Here is an 18,950-nt window from a genome sequence, read left to right as displayed (position 1 = left end):
TGCCAAGCGATGGCTACTGGTTTACAATAGAGTACGATGAACCAAGTACCGGACAACGCAAAGAATTTAAAGCACATTTTACCTTGAAACGATAAGGAGAATTACAAATAGTTATAAAGCCTGAACATTACTAATGTTCAGGCTTTTTTTTGTTTAAGCAGCAACGCTATTATCTAAATCTAATCCATGTATATATAGGAGTACTCTAAGGGAATCGGCATCTCTGTAAGGAGTCCTTTATAATTTAGCTTCTTGCAGCTAGGTTAGAGACAATGGTTTTTCTAATATGAGGGAGATCTAGTTTTAGATTAATGTCTATTAGGATTACTAGTGTGATGCCTTACGAGAATGCGCAGTATTATATTTGTGTAACGGTGCGGTATAAAAAAAGACCTAAAGCATGGCCTTAGGTCTTTTATATATGTTGTAAAATTTAATCTAGAGATTAAATCCTAATGTCAAAATAAAATCAGAATTTTTAGACGCAATTTGAGCCGCATCCGTTAGTCCTGTGCTATAGAGTTGATAATTGTAATCGCGTTCCGATTGGCTAAAGGCAATATCTAAATTAAAATTGCCAAAATTATATCCAAGCCCTAAAGAGTAGCCATCAAGATCGCCATAGAAATTGTCATTTTTATAAGGGCTTTCTTCAAAATGATATCCGGCTCTAAAACTTAATGCTCCATAACGGTATTCGCCACCTAAATTATATGAGACAGAAGAATCTAAGGTATTGTTGATTTCTGTATTTAAACTAGAAAATAGAACGTCGGAACTAGGTTTAAATTTAGCATTGCTATAATCTTTAACGGCGTAATCAAAACTGATTAAGCCTGTTTTTCCAAAAACATAAGCTAAACTCCCTGTGACTTTACCTGGTGTTTGTAATTTATATTCTTCGTAGATATTCACAATATTAGGACTAACCACTTGATTAAAACTAGCGCCTTCTTCAACACGTGTGGTTGCAAGATATTGCGTTGTTTCATCAGAAATTCTATACCAAGTAGGGGAGTTGTAAGCTAAACCAACTCTAAAGGCTTCTGTGATCTTAGCAATACCACCAAGTTGAAATGAAAAGCCACTTCCTGTAGTTAGTAAATTGTTTTCAAAATTCACCTGACGTACTGATGCACTCGTATTAGAATTAGATTCACTTAAGAATGTAGAACGTTCGTAATTGATAAAATGCGAATTCAGATTTAAACCTAAAAACACTCTATTATTATAGCTTGTAGCAAAGTTAAATCCAAGCTTCCCGTTATATCCGCTACTAGCATACATGTAGCGTTGGTTATAATCACCACCACTGATGTTAGATTCGTAAGCTGTATTGTTATCAGTATCTTCAACGGGGTCAATAATATACCCTTCGTATCCTAAGAACGCTTGTTGATTACGGGTTCCGAAGATAGAGCCTATTTCAGCATAAGCATCAGTAAAAGATTCTCCTGGAAAGGCTGAAATTTCGTCAAGCCTTAAACCTTGTGCATTGTTTAAAAAGAAATCTCCAATAGTTTGGTCGGGGTTAACGCCTTGTGATACCCAATCGTTATCGTAGTCCGCAGAACGGTCATAAGCAAAACCTAAAGAGAATTTTCTCCAACCCGAATTCGGATTCGTATTTTTAAATACGAAGGCTGCACCAAGTTGATTAAGATCAAGATTAGTATCTGATGAAGAAGTAAGACCATTATAATAGCCTACATCTTGCTGTTTGCTAAAAGCGCCAAGCGAAACAGAAGCCTTGCTTGAAGTAAATACGGCAGAACTTGCAGGGTTAATATTAATGCTTGATAAATCTCCACCAAGAGCACCAAACGCACCACTCATTGCTCTGAAGCGAGCTGTACCTTGGATATTATCCATAGAATAGCGCACGGCATCCGTAATATCTTGGGCTACAATATAGGACGTGCTTATTAAGCCTATGCCTAGCATAAGTAACTTTTTCATAATCTGTGTTTTATAAGTTGTAACGTAAGTTGTTTATCCTCTACCGCGTCTGCTACTAGAAGAACTACCACTGCTAGAACGAGAACTTGAAGAACGCGCTGTACTAGAAGATCGTGAACTGCTAGAGCTAGACCTAGAGGTTGCACTTGAAGACCTTGTAGGTGTTGTAGACCGTGTTGTTGTACGTGTCGTTGAAGAACTCCTTATACTTCGCGTTGGTCGTGTTACCGTAGTGTTTCTAGAGGATCTTGTGGTGTTTCTCGTAGAGTAATTGTTAGATCTTGTAGTTCGGTTATATCTATTAGTCGTAGATAAGCGTCGCGTAGAATAGTTATTTCTTGTAGATACCGCTGAACGGCTGCTTCTACTAAGACTGTTGTTATAACTTCTGCTTAAAGTCGTATTATAAAGTAAAGAGTTTCGTCTTGTATTATTAAAAGCATATCTAGAATTTCTAGGGAATCTATTGTTCCATCCATAATAACCATGTCCATAACCATAACTCCAAGGCTGATAGAATCCGTAGCCATAATAGCCCGTATACCCCCAATTATAATTCCAACCATAACCATAATTATAACGCCAAGGTCTATACCAACCGTAAGAGCCAAAAGCAAATCCAGAATAGAACCAAGGGTCATTATAACCATACCAACCATTATCTACATAGTTAATGGTTACGGTACTATTGGTTTGTCCCCAACCGGCATAGGCTGTTTCTTGTTCTAGGGCATCTATAGGTTGTTCTGTATAATCGCTTTCGTAAGAATCGATATTCGTGAAAATTTCCGACTCCTCTTGTATAGCATCAACTTCGGCAGAATTTTCTGCAAAGTAATTTTTATAGTAGTTAGAATCGTTAGTCGATGTTGTGATAACCTCTTGTTGGGCAGTAGCTTCGTAACTGGTATCATCACCATAAATTCCATCGCTGTCATATCCTGTGTATTGGAAGGAACCACAAGACGTTAACACGAACGTTAATCCGAGTACAACAAAAAATGGCAATTTCTGAGTTAGTAAATTTTTAAATTGCATATCTCTTTTATTTTATTGTTGAACATAGCAAAAATAGTTAGTTTTGCTGTATTATTTAATACATTTAACATAAGCGCAATATCTGTGCCAAAACATATAAAATGAGCAAGAACCTTACGAGTAGAACTGAAGATTATTCAAAATGGTATAACGAATTGGTGGTGAAAGCCGATTTAGCAGAAAATTCTGCCGTTAGAGGTTGTATGGTGATCAAACCTTATGGCTATGCTATTTGGGAAAAAATGCAAGCGGAATTAGACAGAATGTTTAAAGAGACCGGGCATGAGAACGCGTATTTCCCGTTATTTGTACCTAAGAGTTTATTTGAAGCCGAAGAAAAGAATGCAGAAGGTTTTGCGAAAGAGTGTGCTGTAGTTACACATTACCGTTTACAGAATGATCCTGATAATGAAGGTAAGCTAAGAGTAGATCCTGAAGCAAAGCTAGAAGAAGAGTTAGTTGTAAGACCTACAAGTGAAGCTATTATTTGGAATACTTATAAAGGATGGATTCAAAGTTATAGAGACCTTCCTATAATGATTAACCAATGGGCAAATGTCGTGCGTTGGGAAATGCGTACCCGTTTATTTTTACGTACAGCCGAATTTCTATGGCAAGAAGGGCATACGGCACATGCTACAAAAGCGGAAGCCTTAGTAGAGGCAGAACAAATGAATGACGTTTACGCCACATTCGCAGAAAACTTTATGGCTATACCAGTAGTAAAAGGTGTTAAAACAGAAAGCGAACGTTTTGCAGGAGCTGTAGAAACCTATTGTATAGAAGCGCTAATGCAAGATGGAAAAGCATTGCAAGCCGGAACGTCGCATTTCCTTGGACAGAATTTCGCCAAAGCCTTTGATGTGAAGTTTACAAATAATGAAGGTAAGCAAGATTATGTATGGGCAACCTCTTGGGGCGTCTCTACACGATTGATGGGGGCTTTAATTATGACGCATAGTGATGATAAAGGTTTAGTACTCCCTCCAAATTTAGCACCGTCGCAAGTGGTCATAGTTCCTATCTTTAAAACAGATGAACAATTTGAAGCTATTACGGCCAAAACGGAAGACATTATAAAAGAATTACGAGCCTTAGGGGTAAGTTGTAAGTTTGATAAGCGTACAACGCATAGACCTGGCGCTAAGTTTGCCCAACACGAATTACAAGGAGTACCGTTGCGTATTGCTATTGGACCAAAAGATTTAGATAATAATACTGTAGAGTTAGCACGACGTGATACTTTAACTAAAGAAGTGGTTTCCTTAGATGGATTAGCTCCTAAGGTTAAAGAGCTCTTAGAAGTGATCCAAGACGAATTATTTGCAAAAGCTTTAAAGTTTAGAGATACGCATATTACTAAAGTGGACGATTTTGAAACTTTCAAAAAAGTTTTAGAAACAAAAACAGGATTTATTTCAGCACATTGGGACGGAACTGCAGAGACCGAACAAAAGATCAAAGAACTGACCAAAGCGACCATCAGATGCATTCCTATGGACAATATACAAGAGGAAGGGGTATGTGTTTTTAGTGGTCAACCCTCTACCCAAAGAGTGCTTTTTGCCAAGGCTTATTAAATTTTTTTAAAAAAAAATGAAATAATAGTTGGAGAAGTAAAAAAGAGTTGTATATTTGCACCCGCAATGGCAACGTTGCTGGTTCATTTAAATATTAAAACAACCAAATGGCCCGTTCGTCTATCGGCTAGGACGCATGGTTTTCATCCATGTAAGAGGGGTTCGATTCCCCTACGGGCTACAATTTTTAATAAGAAAGAAAAATAATGGCAAATCATAAGTCAGCTTTAAAAAGAATAAGAAGTAACGAAAAGAGACGTGTACTTAATAAGTATCAGCACAAGACGACTCGTAATGCTATAAAGAAATTACGTGAGACTACAGATGCTAAGGAAGCGCAAGCATTATTGCCTTCTGTGATAGGTATGTTAGATAAGTTAGCTAAGAAGAATGTAATTCATTCTAATAAAGCAAGTAACTTAAAATCAAAGTTAACTAAACATGTAGCAGCAATATAATTGTAGTTACTTTTAAAATAATTAAAAGTCTTTCTTAACGGAAAGACTTTTTTTTGTTTCTAATCTGAGGTAGACCTCCGTAAAATGACTATCTTACTGTAGTTATAATAAATATAAAGGGATCATTATTTTTAATCTTATCTTTATACTCTAAATTAAAATAGAATGCACAAAGCAGGTTTTGTAAATATTATAGGTAATCCTAACGTGGGTAAATCAACGTTAATGAATGCTTTTATTGGTGAAAAATTATCCATTATTACATCTAAGGCCCAAACCACGAGACACCGAATCTTAGGAATTGTCAATGGTGAAGACTTCCAGATGATTTTAAGTGATACGCCAGGGATTATAAAACCGGCTTATGAATTGCAAGCGTCTATGATGGATTTTGTAAAATCTGCTTTTGAAGATGCCGATGTTTTAATTTATATGGTTGAAATTGGAGAAAAGGAATTAAAAGATGACGCCTTTTTAAAAAAAATAACCAATTCTAAAATTCCTGTATTGTTATTATTGAATAAAATCGATAATTCTAATCAAGAACAATTAGAAGAACAAGCACAATTATGGCAGGAAAAAGTGCCGAATGCTGAGTTTTTTCCTATTTCAGCCTTAGAAGGTTTTAATGTTCAGAATGTATTTAATAGAATTATTGAACTTTTACCAGCATCTCCTGCATTTTATCCTAAAGATCAGTTAACCGATAAGCCTGAACGTTTTTTTGTTAACGAAGCTATTAGAGAAAAAATCTTATTACACTACAAAAAAGAAATTCCATATGCTGTAGAAGTTGATACTGAAGAATTTTTTGAAGAAGAGGAGATTATAAGAATGCGTTCTGTAATTATGGTTGAACGTGAAACACAAAAAGGAATTATCATTGGCCATAAAGGCTCTGCATTAAAGCGTGTAGGTATGGAAGCACGTAAAGATTTAGAGAAGTTTTTTGGTAAGCAGGTGCACCTGGAATTGTATGTTAAGGTTAATAAAAACTGGAGAAGTAATCAAATGCAATTGAGACGTTTTGGTTATAATCAAAAGTAAGCTTTAAGCTGATCTTCCATAAATGTATATAAGCTTTTCATTTCATCTTGGCCTTTGTGCCGACCTAAACGTCCTAAAATGTAAAGCAGTATCCAAACTATTATCATTAGAACCGCTAAAGATAGGGGTAAGGCATAGGCTTTGTCTAAAGAAGCATTGGTATAAGCCCAAAGTCCACATCCAATCCCTAATGCGGCAACAATAAAGTGAAGAAACATAAATAAAGTCCAAACAGTTGGACTAGGCCCAAATAAACCACGTATTGTCGCTTTATTTGGGCTTTCTGTTGTAATTTCTAAATGCAGTTGCGGACTCCAAAAATGCTGATCGCATTTAGGAAATCGTATAAATACATGATCGTCTACTCTAGAGATTATAAATTTTGATTCTTCCTTTTTTAAAGATTCAAAACATGCTAATAAGGTTTTGTTATCTTCAGCGATTTCAAGCTTAAATCGCGGTCTTAGATGAGGATCATTAGCAGGTTTCATAGACGAACATTAACGTAAAATTAAAAATTCACAACGTCTGTTAATAGAGTATTCGGTTTCAGTACAGTTATCGCCACAGGGTACTAAAGGCTGTGATTCCCCGTAACCTTTAGATCTTAAACGTGTTCTGGAAATATTATTCTCTACGAGATATTCTAAGGTGGCTTGAGCTCTTTTTTTAGAAAGTTCTAAGTTGAATTCGTAACCAGATCTAGAGTCGGTATGAGCACCGAGTTGAATTTCCATTCGAGGATATTTTTTTAGTAGGGCCACTAATATATCTAAAGTTTTAGCGGCTTGTGGTTTTATGTCCCATTTTCCAAAGTCGAAATAAATATTTTCTAATTCAATATAAGTGTTTCCTTTATCATCGTCTGTAACAATGTCTTCAGCATCCTTATAGGATTCAATTTCTAGTTCTATATTAAATTCAATATTGCCCTTATCATTGGTATCAAAAAATTCTAATTGCGGAATATATTTAGGTTTAAAACCTTCTAGGGTATACTTTTGGTTAGGTAGGGTTGAAAGTTTGTATTTCCCATCTTCTCCGACGACTTGTTCAGCTATAAGATTGCCATTGATGTCAAATAAAGTAACAGTGGTGTTGGGAAGGATTTTTCCTGTTATTTTATCTGTAACGATACCTTCAATAAAGTAACTTCTTTCATTGTATAGTCGTTTAAAGGTATAGATGTTATCTTGTCCGGATCGGTTAGAAGAGACATAACCGGTGTTTATTGAATCTATTACTACGATAGAAAAATCATCTTTTTCTGTGTTAATCGTTTCTCCTAAATTAAGCGCTTCTAAAAATTTATTGTCTTCCATCCGGCTCGAAAATAAATCTAAACCACCAAATCCCTGTTTGCCATTAGAGGCAAAATATAAGGTATTATCTGCGCCTATATACGGAAATTGTTCACGTCTTTTGGTATTTACGGTTTCTCCAAGGTTAATGGGTTGACCGAAAGAGTGATCAGTAAAAAGGTCTACATAAAAGATGTCAAAGTCCCCTAATGTTCCGGGCATGTCACTAGAAAAGTATAACCGGTCTTCTTTTTCATTTAAGGTAGGGTGCATGATTGAGTAAGTGTCCCCAGCAAAAGATACAGGTTCAGGTTTAGTCCACTCACCTTCAATTAGTTCGGATCTAAAGATGCTAACAACTGCAATTTTTGTAGAATCGAGATCTACACGCTTTTTAAGGTTTCTAGAAAAATACATCATTGTTCCATCTTTAGTAAAGACCGCATTACTTTCGTGCTGCTTTGCAGTATTTATCTTATTATCTAAGGGCTGGATACTATCTAGGGCAATGGTTTCTCCGTCTGTTATCGTAGCTTCATACAAATCTAAATAAGGCATACCATTCCAATTGTAATTGGGGTTTTCTATATTTTTTGTAGAAGAAAAGACAATCTTGTCGCCATATATACCCACACCAAAACTAGAGCCTCCAACATTTTCAGTGATATTTTGTAATTCGTAATTATATGGTGCTACCTGCTTTAAAAGAGACTTAAATTCTAATGTGTTTATAGAGTCGTTCAAATAAAGAGTGGATATTTCGTCTGCCTCTTTATAACGCTTTGTCCCTTTTAAAACTTCAAAATATTTAAAATAGAACTTTTCACTAAGCGTTGACGGTTCGTTTAAATTATAGACCTGCATATAGGCATTGTAAGCTTGAGTATAGTCTGAATTATAATAATAACAATCCCCTAGTTTTTCTAAGTTAGCTGATGTTTTGGGTAGCAATTCAAAGATCTCTGCAGCTTCTAGGTAAGCTTTGTTTTTGTACAGCAAATTGGCTTTTCTAACAGATTGAGAAAAACAAACGCTGCTAGTTACGATCGCGATGATGGTGATATATAGATTAAAAATTCTCATAGGTTTTTAATTAGAAAAATCTTGGTGATTTATCGTAGCCCTTTCTAAACTTACTAATATCCAGTAATAAAAATATTTCATGAGATCCTGAATTAAAACGACCTAAATTAGTTAAAGTATGATCATAGGCGTAACCAATTCTTAAGGTCGGTGATAGGGCAAAATTTGCTAGAGCCGAGACTGAATCGTCATATCTATAACCTAAACCAAATTCTAATTTATTATACATTAATAGGTTAGCTGTTAAATCTACGCTAATTGGGGCATTGTTAACATACTTAGTCATTAAGGCGGGCTTCAATTTAAAATCGTCATTTAATGTAAAAACATAGCCTCCTGTAAAAAATAAGTGTACATTTTCTGAGGCTTCTGATACAACACCGCTATTATCTTCGAGATGTTTAGACTGTAAAAGGTTTGGAGCAGAGATTCCAAGATAGTACTGATCCGTAAAATAGTAAAGACCAGCACCTACGTTAGGAAAAGTTTTGTTTATATTTTCTGCAAAAGTTGGGTCGGGAAGGGGATCTGAATAAACAAAACCATTAAAATTAGTACTGTAAAAAGTGGCTCCTGCTTTTATTCCAAAAGATAATTTTGAATGGACTCCAACCGGAAGTATATAAGCAATATCTGCATAAGCACCTGTTTGCTTAACAACATCACCAATTTCGTCATGAACAAAAGATACTCCACCTTCAATACGATTGGCTAATTTTGAATGCGCAAATAAAGTAGCTGTATGCGGAGCTCCGACCGACCCTGCCCATTGCGATCGGTATAGAACACCTAAATTTAAAGTGATTTCATCATCCGTGGCATAAGCCGGATTAATGACACTCATATTATACATGTACTGTGTAAATTGAGGATCTTGTTGGGCATGTGTAGATAAGCCTAGAAATAGGATTATTATTGCAATGCTATAAGTTGGTATTTTGCTTATCATTAAAATTATCTATTTAAATAGACCCTTCCTTGTTTAGGCTCACGTTGTCCATCATTAAATTCTAAGAGGTAAAAATAAACACCAGCAGGAAGAACTTCATTGTTATTTCTACCTGTACCGTCCCATTTAGGAGTGTTTATATCGCCTTCATATAGAATGTTACCATATCTATTATAGATACTGAGTTTAAATTTTGGATATAACACATCCAAATTGAGAATGTGAAAAACAGGGTTAATAGAATCTCCATTAGGAGAGAAACCATCAGGTATGAGAAGAAGGAGTTCGCAAGTAGTAAAATTAACAGGAACTTCTAATCTTATTATGCTTTCACAACCATTTGGTGAAAGGTATACAGCGTAATAAATACCTCCGTCTTCTAAAAGATCTGTGCTACTAAGTTCAGTTCCTTCCGTAGGAGCGTCATACCAAAGAACGCTATCAGCCTCTTCAATATGTACAATATTATTTGTCAAATCTGAAATAGTAAGATTGTCTTCTTCACAATACACTATACTATCATCAATTAGTTGTGGTGTTGGTAATTCTTCAGAATAAATTTTTAATGTAATGGTATCATCAACAATCGAACTACATGATGTTCCTATATAAGAGAGTTCTGAAATTGTGACTAGAGTTAAACCAGAAACCGGAAATAAACTTTGAGGAATAATAAATGTTGCATTTCCTCCAGTGACTGTTATTGTTACCGTATTTACAGAATTATTTGAAATACTTAGTTTATAAACTAAAGTGTAATCGCCATCTGGTAATTGGTTGGCTCCAACGATATATATAATGGCATCATCAACATTATAGCATATGGTGTCATTATCTATATCTAAAGATAAGCCTGAAGCATCAGGAGCCTCTGCGATACTAACCGCAATTGTTGCTGAACTTGAAAGATTACATTGAGACGATGTAGTTGTGTAAGTATAACTGCCCGCGCTATCTATATTAGGGTCAAATTCTCCTGTTCCACTTGTTAAGGCAGGTGACCATACACCTCCTTCATCGGGTGTTCCTCCTAAGTGATCAAATAAATCAACTAAAGTCGTATCTCCTGTACATATATTAAGCATAGCATCTTCACCAGCGTTTGGAGCTTGTATAAGGGTTACTGTGACTTCCGAAGAAGCTAATGGACAGAAAGAACTTGGATTCGATACGGTATACGTATAGACTCCTGCGGGATCAAGGCTAGGATCAAAAACTCCAGTTCCACTCGTTAACTCAGGCGACCATATTCCTCCTTCATCTGGCGTGCCTCCTAAACTATCAAATAAATTAATAGGAGCATCCATACTACAAAGTTCTATTTCTCCGTCAGTTCCTGCGTCGTTGGTTTCAGATAAATTTACTGTAATGGATGCGGAGCTTGTACCACAAGAATTACTTACAGTGTAGGTATAGACACCTTCTGGATCAGTATTGAGGTCAAAAATACCTGTTCCGCTAGCTAAAGCAGGAGACCAGGTTCCTCCCGTGTCAGGCGTTCCTGAGAGAATGTAAAATAAATTTAAAACTTCAGTTGAGTTACATAAGTTAAGTGTGCCATCACCACCAGCATTAGGGGCTTGTAACACGGAGACATTAATTTCGGCTGTAGCATCCGGACAAGAGGCATTAGCGCTTGATATGGTGTAGGTATAAATTCCTGGAATATCTACGTTAGGATCAAAAACACCTGTACCACTTGCTAGGGTAGGAGACCATGTTCCTCCTAAGTCTGGCGTACCTCCTAAGCTATCAAATAAATCTACAGGCAATTCTGAGTTACAAAGTTCAATACTACCATTACTTCCTGCATCATTAGTTCCTGATAAAGAAACGGCAACTGACGCTGTACTTGTGGCGCAAGAATTACCTATAGTATAGGTATAAATACCTTCAGGGTCTGTATTAGGATCAAAAATTCCTGTTCCGCTTGCTAAAGCAGGAGACCAGGTTCCTCCAGTTTCAGGAGTTCCAGATAAGCTATTAAAGAGATCTTGAAGCTCAGTTGAATTACATAGGTTTAAACTACCATCACTTCCAGCGTTTGGCGCTTGTAATATAGAAACGTTAACTTCGGCAGAAGCCTCTGGACATGTGGTGTTAGAACTAGATACCGTATACGTATAAATTCCGGCGGTATCAAGACTAGGATCAAAAATGCCAGAGCCACTTGCAAGTGAAGGAGACCAAGTTCCTCCAACATTAGGTGTTCCCCCTAAACTATCAAATAAATTAATAGGAGTATCCATACTACAAAGTTCTATTTCTCCATTAGTTCCTGCATCATTAGTTCCGGATAATGAAACCGTAACCGAGGCAGAACTGCTACCACAGGTATTACTTATGGTATAGGTGTAAATGCCTTCCGAATCAATACTAGGATTAAAAACTCCAGTGCCACTGTTGAGTGCAGGAGACCAAGTTCCACCTGTATCAGGGGTTCCCGAAAGACTATTGAAGAGATCTTGAGGTTCTGTTGAATTACATAAATTTAAAGTACCATCATTACCAGCATTAGGATTTGGAAGAAGAGATACTAAAACCGTAGCAGTATCATCTGGACAAAGTGTACCGCTATTAGAAACGGTATAAGTATAGACACCAGGACTGTCTACTGTGGGATCAAAAATACCTGTTCCGCTTGTAAGTGTTGGTGTCCAGATACCACCATAATCAGGAGATTCTGTTAAACTTTCAAATAAATCAAAGGTGTTGGTTTCTGTACTACAGAATTCCAAGATTCCATTCATTCCAGCATTGTTAGCATCTATTGTTGTAACATCAACGACCGCTGTAGCATCACCACAGATAGAACTAATAGTATAAGTGTAAACTCCATCAGTATCCAAATTAGGATCAAAAGTACCTGAGCCACTTGATAGTGTTGGCGTCCAAGTTCCTCCAGATTGTGGACTGCCATTTAAACTGTCAAATAAATCAATAGTGTTTACAAGGCTACATAAAACAATAGCACCATCTTCACCCGCATCAGGAGATACTACTACGGATACCGTTACCTCTGCGGAATTATCTAAACAAGGTCCAGAGCCCGAAATCGTATAGGTGTAGGTCCCTTCTGCATCCACCAAAGGATCAAAAATTCCGGTGCCACTTGCTAATGTTGGGGTCCAAGTTCCTCCAGGTTGTGGTGTTCCGTTAAGACTATCAAAAAGATCTATCGTACCGTCTGCAGTACAAGCTGTAACAGAACCGTCTGTACCAGCAGTAAAATAAGGAGTTGAAGTGATGCTTATAGTGGCAGAAGTAGCTTCACAAGGTCCTGAACCAGGAACTGTATAAGTATAGGTTGTATTGGTATCTACTGAAGGATCGTAGATATCTGTACCACTTGTTAAAGATGGCGACCAAGTTCCTCCTGGTTGAGGCGAACCATTAAGTTGATCATAAAGATTTAAAGGCCCATTATTACTACAAATATCAATGATGGCATCTAAACCCGCATCAGGTTCTTGTACAAGTACTACATTGACTTCTGCCGTTATATTTGAACACGGCGGGGTGCCTTCTACAGTATAGGTATACGTTCCAAAAGCGTCAATACTAGGGTCAAATTCTCCAGTCCCACTTGTAAGCATAGGGCTCCATACTCCATTTGGGTCTGGATTTCCACCTAAACTATCAAATAAATCTACTATAGCAGTATCATTACTGCATATTTCAAGTGTGCTGTCTGAACCAGCAATAGGTAGTGGGTTAACGGTTACCGTTACGGTAGCTGTTTCATTAGGACACGGTGAATTTCCTATTATTTCATAAGTATACACTCCTGGAGGATCAATTAAAGGATCAAAAATACTTGAGCCACTGTTTAAAGCAGGAGTCCAGGTTCCTCCTGGGCTAGGGGTGCCACCAAGACTATTAAATAAATCGACAATTCCTATATCATCACAAACCTCCAGAGCACCATCTTCACCGGCGTTTTCATAAGTCGAAACGGTTACATTAATCGATGCTGTAGCGTTATTACAAGGGGCTTCGCCACTAACGGTATAAGTATAATTACCAGATAGATCGATTTCAGGATTAAATAGTCCAGAGCCACTTGCTAATTCAGGAAACCATGTGCCTCCTTCTTCAGGATTCCCACCTAGATTTAAAAATAGGTCGATGGCTTCACTGTTACTACAGATATCAATTTCAGCACTTGTTCCAGCGTTTGGGGCCGGAATGGTAGTTACTGTGACGGTGGCTTGTTCATCAGGACAAGTATTGTTAGAACTCACGGTGTACGTATAATCTCCTGGGGCGTCTATATTCGGATCATAAATATGACTTCCACTGTTTAAAGCCGGAGACCATGTTCCACCTGGGTCTGGATTTCCTTCTAATTGGTCGAATAAATTTATTGTTGAATTGTCATTATTACAAAGCGCTACGGTGCTATCTTCTCCAGCATTAGGCGCTTCATCAATAATAGCTAATACGGCCAATCTTCCTGTACTTTCACAAGGTGGATCTACCGTAGTGGCGTAATAAGTTTGTCCATTAACTAGGGGTGTAGAAATGGGTAATGGAAGTGCTGAATATAAAGAAATATACCAGTTATTGTTGCCAGTGACCACTAAATCTGCGAGGGTCGGTGTATAGGTTGATGTAGCACAAAATTGTTGTACCATTTCTCCTGTTGGCATCGGTGTAAAACCTACTTTTACCAAGACAGAGAGTCTTGAAGTTCTGCAGCTGCCATCCGGACTTGCTTGATCGGCATAATAAATGGTATCGTCCATTAAAATATCATAATCGTTTAATGGCGTACCTCCGTAAGGAGATAAGTACCATTGTACGTCATTTCCGGTGGCTTCTAAACTACTCACGGTAGCAAGTGTCGCGTCATCTAAACAAACCCCTTGAAAATTATCTCCAATTGGCGGTCCGTAAATATTTACATCGACACGAACTCTTGAAGAACAAGTACCTGAATTATTATCTGCATAATAATCTTCTCCATCAATTAAACCTTCGGAATTAGATAAAGGTACTGTTGAGGTGGCACTGTTATACCAAACAACACCATCGCCATTATTTGTAGCATCTAAATCTCCTACAAGTAAAGATTCTACATCACAGAAGGATTGAATGTTGTTTTCAACAGTAGGACATTGTGCATAGATACTGCTGAGACCTATTCCTATGAATAAAAGAAGAAATACTACCCGTGTTAGAGGATCACTTTGAAAACTGTATTTTTCGGCCTTCATTAAAAAAATTTATAATAATTACTTTTTTCTGAAATTGGTGCCATGGATTAAGAACAGCAAGTTCAAATATTATATGTTCATCTTGCTAAGTTGTAAGATTGAGGGAAAAACAAATATATATAAATAGCTTATAGATAGCAAAATTAATGGCCTTCAGTTTTAGAACATTTTAAAAGTTTTAATTTTTATGTAAATAGCTTATTGTTAGGTGTTTATATAAATTTAAGATAAAATTAACGTGTTACTCGTCGAAAATTTATGTAGTTAATAGATTTTTTTACCAAAATAAAGGGGAGGTGTTAGGGTGCTTTAGTACTTTATTGAAAATTTCTAAAGTGAATTTAAGCGGTCCTTTTCGACTAAATTAATCAATTATATTAACCCCTTTATCTGAGTTATATTGCATTAAATAAATCTCGGTATTTGAATAAAAACCTTCTTTGAGTTTTTGATAATTAAACTTTTGATGAGGTTGTGTTGAATTTATAGTCTTGATCGTATTTTCAAATGAAGTGTTCTGAGCAATTCGCAGTAGAACATCTAAAGTTACATCAAAACCTAAAATAGCTTGTTCTGTAGGCTTAGTGTCAAAAGTGTTTAGGTATCGTTTTTCAAATTCTTTTACAGCGGTTTCATTTTCGGCACTAAAAGAGGTTGGGTAAATAAGTTTTAAAATGCGATATCGCATTTCAGAAACTTCGTTTAGATTGCTTAATAAGTCAGATTCAATCATAACAAGTTCTATGTCGTGGTCTGATAATTGTCCTAATAAGATTGTAGTTGTATTTAAAAGGACAATGGTTTTCTTGCTATCAAAGATGATGTAGTTAAGTTGTTTTTTATCTAAGGCCTTTTCTAAGGTTTTGGCATTAAAAAAACCTGTACTATCAGCTTTTAAGAAAGTAGCGTCAGGTATAATTTTTAAAATTAAATCTTTATTGGTTGCTTCATTTAGATCGCTAACGACAATAACTTTGGCGTTCTGTTGGGCTAAATAATTTAAGGTTTTTGTTTTCTGAATAAGGCTCGAAGGAACGGACTCATAGGTCTTTATATTTGGATTAAGGCCTAAGTTAGATTGTATGCCAATCAGTGAAAGTTCTTGATTGGATGTGATGCTGGTAAAATAATTGTCACTTTCTAAAAACGGAACCAAGAGGGCGTTCTTTTGGTGAGTACTTTCAATATTAATATCTCTTTTAGCACTATTCTTTTTAAGTAATGAAATCTCAATGTCTAGATTAAGTGCTTTTGCAGAATCAATAGCGATTTGTGCACCTTGAAAAAAGTCTACATATTTTTGGTAGTCTTTATTTTTCTCTAACATTTTTTGTCTTTGGTCAAGAGCACTGAGTTCATCTTTAGAAAAAGGTGTGTAAAAATAAATACCGTTAGAGCTATCCGTAACGAGGTTGTCTATTAAGGCTTTGTTATTAGACGTGCCTTTAGCCGTTGAAGGAAGGGAGATTTTTGTAGGTGATGATACTGCAACCGGAGTTGTATTCTGATTTTTAGGTGCTGTAGAAAGGGCTGAAGTCGTTGTAGATACGCCTGATGATTTTAAAGGCATTTTTATAATATCACCGACGGTAAATGAGGTTTTCAATTTAGGGTTAAGTTCTGTAAATTCCTCTATAGTCATTCCAGCCATTTGAGATAAACCATAAAGCGTTTGTTTCGGTTCTATAACGTAATTTTTATATAGGCTGTCTTTTGGGGCTGATGTGGTTTCTTGCTTATTAGCTGTAACTGTTGTCGGCTGTTCTGTTGCTACAACGGCTTCGGAAACTTTTGTGGGTTTAAGCGTGTTATTATTGTTGTTTTTTACTTTAGTTGTTACTGTGTGGTTAATATCAACATTAAGTGTTTGTCCTGCCATTAAGGTTGGAACTATATGTGGATTTTTATTCTCAAGTTCGGCAATAGAAAAATTAAATCGCTTAGCTAAACTGTATTTAGTGTCTCCGTGTTTTACAACGTATTGTCCAGGAATAGAAAATTTCGCATCTTTTTCGGGAATGGTGAGAATTTGTCCTATTTCTAAATGTTCAGTTAACTGATGGGTGTTAGCGGCTTTTAATTGTGCAAGGCTAATTCCATGGTTATAAGCAATTCTCCAAAGTGTTTCATCTTTAGCTACTCGATGTTCTCCTGGTTTCAGTGGGGGGATTTGTTCTGGGATAGATTTGTCAATATTAATAATATGTCCGGCTTGGAGCATAGGTTTAATATGTGGATTTTGTTGCTCTAAGTAATTAATACTTATTCCAAATTGACGAGCTAAACTAAATTTGGTGTTGCCATGTTGTACTTTGTAGTTTAGTACTTTTTCCTGTGTTATAATCGGAGTCGTGGTCGTTGTCGTCTGTTCTGAATTAGGGATGCGTAGGGTGCTGCCAACATAAATATTATCTTTAGATCCCGGATTTAAGGCTAAAATACTATTGACACTCACCCCATAATGTCTTGAGATTTTATATATCGTTTCGTCTTTTTCTACTTTATGTTCAATATAGCTTTCTTGGGCTAACATAAGGTTTGAACTTAGCGCTAAAGTTAAGACAAGGGGTAAAAATCTCTTCATTTTAAATATAAAATTTTAATTCTAACCCTACAATAAATACTGTTAGGGTAAGGTTTTTTTAGTATGTATTTTTTAGCATATTATAAATGAACAAAAAAAACAGCACTATTCTTTAAAGAGTAAAACTTTTTTTGTGGTCACTATAGAAATGCTTTGTGGTGTATGGCATCATTCGCGTTAAAATTACTAAAAATTAAAGTCAACTTAACTAAAATAGGACATCTTATCGAAAGAATGCTGACATTTTTTGATTTAAATTATGTAATACATTTTTTAATTTTGCATTCTTTGTTGTCGTTATAGAGTGAAAAGTCCTTAATAGTGCCTCATAAGACACAAGTATATAGTATCTTTGTAGACTTAAATTAAAATCAATGAGCAATATTGTCGCTGTAGTGGGTCGTCCTAACGTAGGGAAATCGACATTTTTTAACCGTCTTATTAAAAGACGTGAGGCTATTGTAGATGCCGTGAGTGGTGTTACAAGAGATCGTCATTATGGTAAAACCGATTGGAATGGTAAAGAATTTTCTTTAATCGATACGGGAGGATATGTCGTAGGAAGTGATGATGTTTTTGAAGCTGAAATTGATAAACAAGTAGAACTTGCTATTGATGAAGCTGATGCCATTATTTTTATGGTAGATGTAGAGACGGGTGTCACAGGAATGGATGAAGATGTCGCTAAATTATTAAGAAGAGTTGATAAACCTGTTTTCTTAGTTGTTAATAAAGTAGATAATAATAAACGTGCTGAAGATGCCGTAGAATTTTATTCTTTAGGTTTAGGTGAATATTATACCATTGCAAGTATTAACGGTAGTGGAACAGGAGATTTATTAGATGCTGTTGTTGAAGCCTTACCAGAGAAAGAAGAAGTTGAAGAGGATGAATTGCCACGTTTTGCTGTAGTAGGAAGACCTAATGCAGGAAAATCGTCTTTTATCAATGCTTTAATTGGAGAAGATCGTTATATCGTTACCGATATTGCAGGGACCACTAGAGATTCTATAGATACCAAGTATAACCGTTTTGGGTTTGAATTTAATTTAGTGGATACCGCTGGTATTCGTCGTAAATCTAAGGTAAAGGAAGATTTAGAGTTTTACTCAGTAATGCGTAGTGTAAGAGCTATAGAGCATTGTGATGTCTGTTTGGTTGTTTTAGATGCCACCCGTGGGTTTGATGGTCAGGTTCAGAATATATTCTGGTTAGCAGAACGCAACCGAAAAGGAATTGTTATTTTGGTGAATAAGTGGGATCTTATTGAAAAAGATACGAAAACCGCAAAAGCATTTGAACAGCATATTAGACAAGAGATGGCACCATTTACAGATGTGCCTATTGTATTTATGTCTGTGCTTAATAAGCAACGTATTTTTAAAGCTATTGAAACTGCGGTTGAGGTTTATAAAAACCGAACGAAGCGTATTAAAACTAGTGTACTAAACGAGACCTTATTGCCTATTATAGAGCATATGCCACCACCAGCATATAAAGGGAAGTTTGTGAAAATTAAATACATCATGCAATTGCCAACACCGCAACCTCAATTTGCATTTTTCTGTAATTTACCACAATATGTCAAAGAGCCTTATAAGCGTTTCTTAGAAAATAAATTACGTGAAGAGTTCGATTTTAATGGTGTACCGGTTAGTGTTTACATGAGAAAGAAATAAGTTTATATCGTAAATTCAATACGATAATGATCCTTCTAAATATAGTATTTAGG

General features: G+C 36.2%; 11 protein-coding genes and 1 tRNA gene. 5 read left to right on the top strand and 7 right to left on the bottom strand.

Going from position 1 to position 18,950, the window contains the following annotated elements; all coding sequences use genetic code 11:
* Window positions 1-438: 438 nt before the first annotated feature.
* The gene (locus tag DFQ08_RS11570) at window positions 439-1,959 is read right to left on the bottom strand and encodes an OmpP1/FadL family transporter (protein WP_114310169.1); all 1,521 of its coding nucleotides are present in this window, start codon (window positions 1,957-1,959) and stop codon (window positions 439-441) included.
* Window positions 1,960-1,992: 33 nt separating this feature from the next.
* The gene (locus DFQ08_RS11565) at window positions 1,993-2,997 is read right to left on the bottom strand and encodes a hypothetical protein (RefSeq protein WP_114310168.1); all 1,005 of its coding nucleotides are present in this window, start codon (window positions 2,995-2,997) and stop codon (window positions 1,993-1,995) included.
* A gap of 101 nt (window positions 2,998-3,098) precedes the next feature.
* Between DFQ08_RS11565 and proS the strand changes: the two genes are divergently transcribed.
* From proS to era, 4 genes are all read left to right on the top strand, one after another.
* The gene (gene proS, locus DFQ08_RS11560) at window positions 3,099-4,577 is read left to right on the top strand and encodes a proline--tRNA ligase (protein ID WP_114310167.1); all 1,479 of its coding nucleotides are present in this window, start codon (window positions 3,099-3,101) and stop codon (window positions 4,575-4,577) included.
* 109 nt (window positions 4,578-4,686) lie between these two features.
* A tRNA-Glu gene (locus DFQ08_RS11555) sits at window positions 4,687-4,758 on the top strand.
* Window positions 4,759-4,783: 25 nt separating this feature from the next.
* Window positions 4,784-5,035, top strand: coding sequence for a 30S ribosomal protein S20 (rpsT, locus tag DFQ08_RS11550; protein WP_114310166.1), 252 nt, complete (start codon window positions 4,784-4,786; stop codon window positions 5,033-5,035).
* A gap of 165 nt (window positions 5,036-5,200) precedes the next feature.
* Window positions 5,201-6,082 (top strand): GTPase Era, encoded by an 882-nt coding sequence (gene era, locus DFQ08_RS11545; protein ID WP_114310165.1) that lies wholly within the window; start codon window positions 5,201-5,203, stop codon window positions 6,080-6,082.
* On the opposite strand, the gene DFQ08_RS11540 is transcribed toward era, so the two are convergent.
* From DFQ08_RS11540 to DFQ08_RS11520, 5 genes are all read right to left on the bottom strand, one after another.
* Complete coding sequence (locus tag DFQ08_RS11540; protein WP_114310164.1) at window positions 6,073-6,573, bottom strand: GTP-binding protein; 501 nt, start codon at window positions 6,571-6,573, stop codon at window positions 6,073-6,075. The two genes, era and DFQ08_RS11540, sit on opposite strands and share 10 nt — an antisense overlap.
* A gap of 9 nt (window positions 6,574-6,582) precedes the next feature.
* Entirely contained in the window at window positions 6,583-8,466 is a 1,884-nt protein-coding gene (locus tag DFQ08_RS11535) for an OmpA family protein (RefSeq protein ID WP_114310163.1), read from the bottom strand.
* Window positions 8,467-8,476: 10 nt separating this feature from the next.
* Entirely contained in the window at window positions 8,477-9,415 is a 939-nt protein-coding gene (locus DFQ08_RS11530) for a PorP/SprF family type IX secretion system membrane protein (protein ID WP_114310162.1), read from the bottom strand.
* Window positions 9,416-9,420: 5 nt separating this feature from the next.
* Complete coding sequence (locus DFQ08_RS11525) at window positions 9,421-14,634, bottom strand: gliding motility-associated C-terminal domain-containing protein (RefSeq protein ID WP_114310161.1); 5,214 nt, start codon at window positions 14,632-14,634, stop codon at window positions 9,421-9,423.
* A 364-nt stretch (window positions 14,635-14,998) separates the two neighbouring features.
* Window positions 14,999-17,218: a muramidase family protein gene (locus tag DFQ08_RS11520; RefSeq protein WP_114310160.1), complete on the bottom strand. Its 2,220-nt coding sequence runs from the start codon at window positions 17,216-17,218 to the stop codon at window positions 14,999-15,001.
* Between the two features lie 374 nt (window positions 17,219-17,592).
* Between DFQ08_RS11520 and der the strand changes: the two genes are divergently transcribed.
* The gene (gene der / locus DFQ08_RS11515; protein ID WP_114310159.1) at window positions 17,593-18,897 is read left to right on the top strand and encodes a ribosome biogenesis GTPase Der; all 1,305 of its coding nucleotides are present in this window, start codon (window positions 17,593-17,595) and stop codon (window positions 18,895-18,897) included.
* Window positions 18,898-18,950 lie beyond the last annotated feature (53 nt).

The sequence above is a fragment of the Winogradskyella arenosi genome (assembly GCF_003337305.1).
In the GTDB taxonomy this organism is placed as follows: Bacteria; Bacteroidota; Bacteroidia; order Flavobacteriales; family Flavobacteriaceae; genus Winogradskyella; species Winogradskyella arenosi.
Note: the sequence above shows the minus strand (reverse complement) of the source record. Positions and strands in the feature narration are given on the sequence as shown.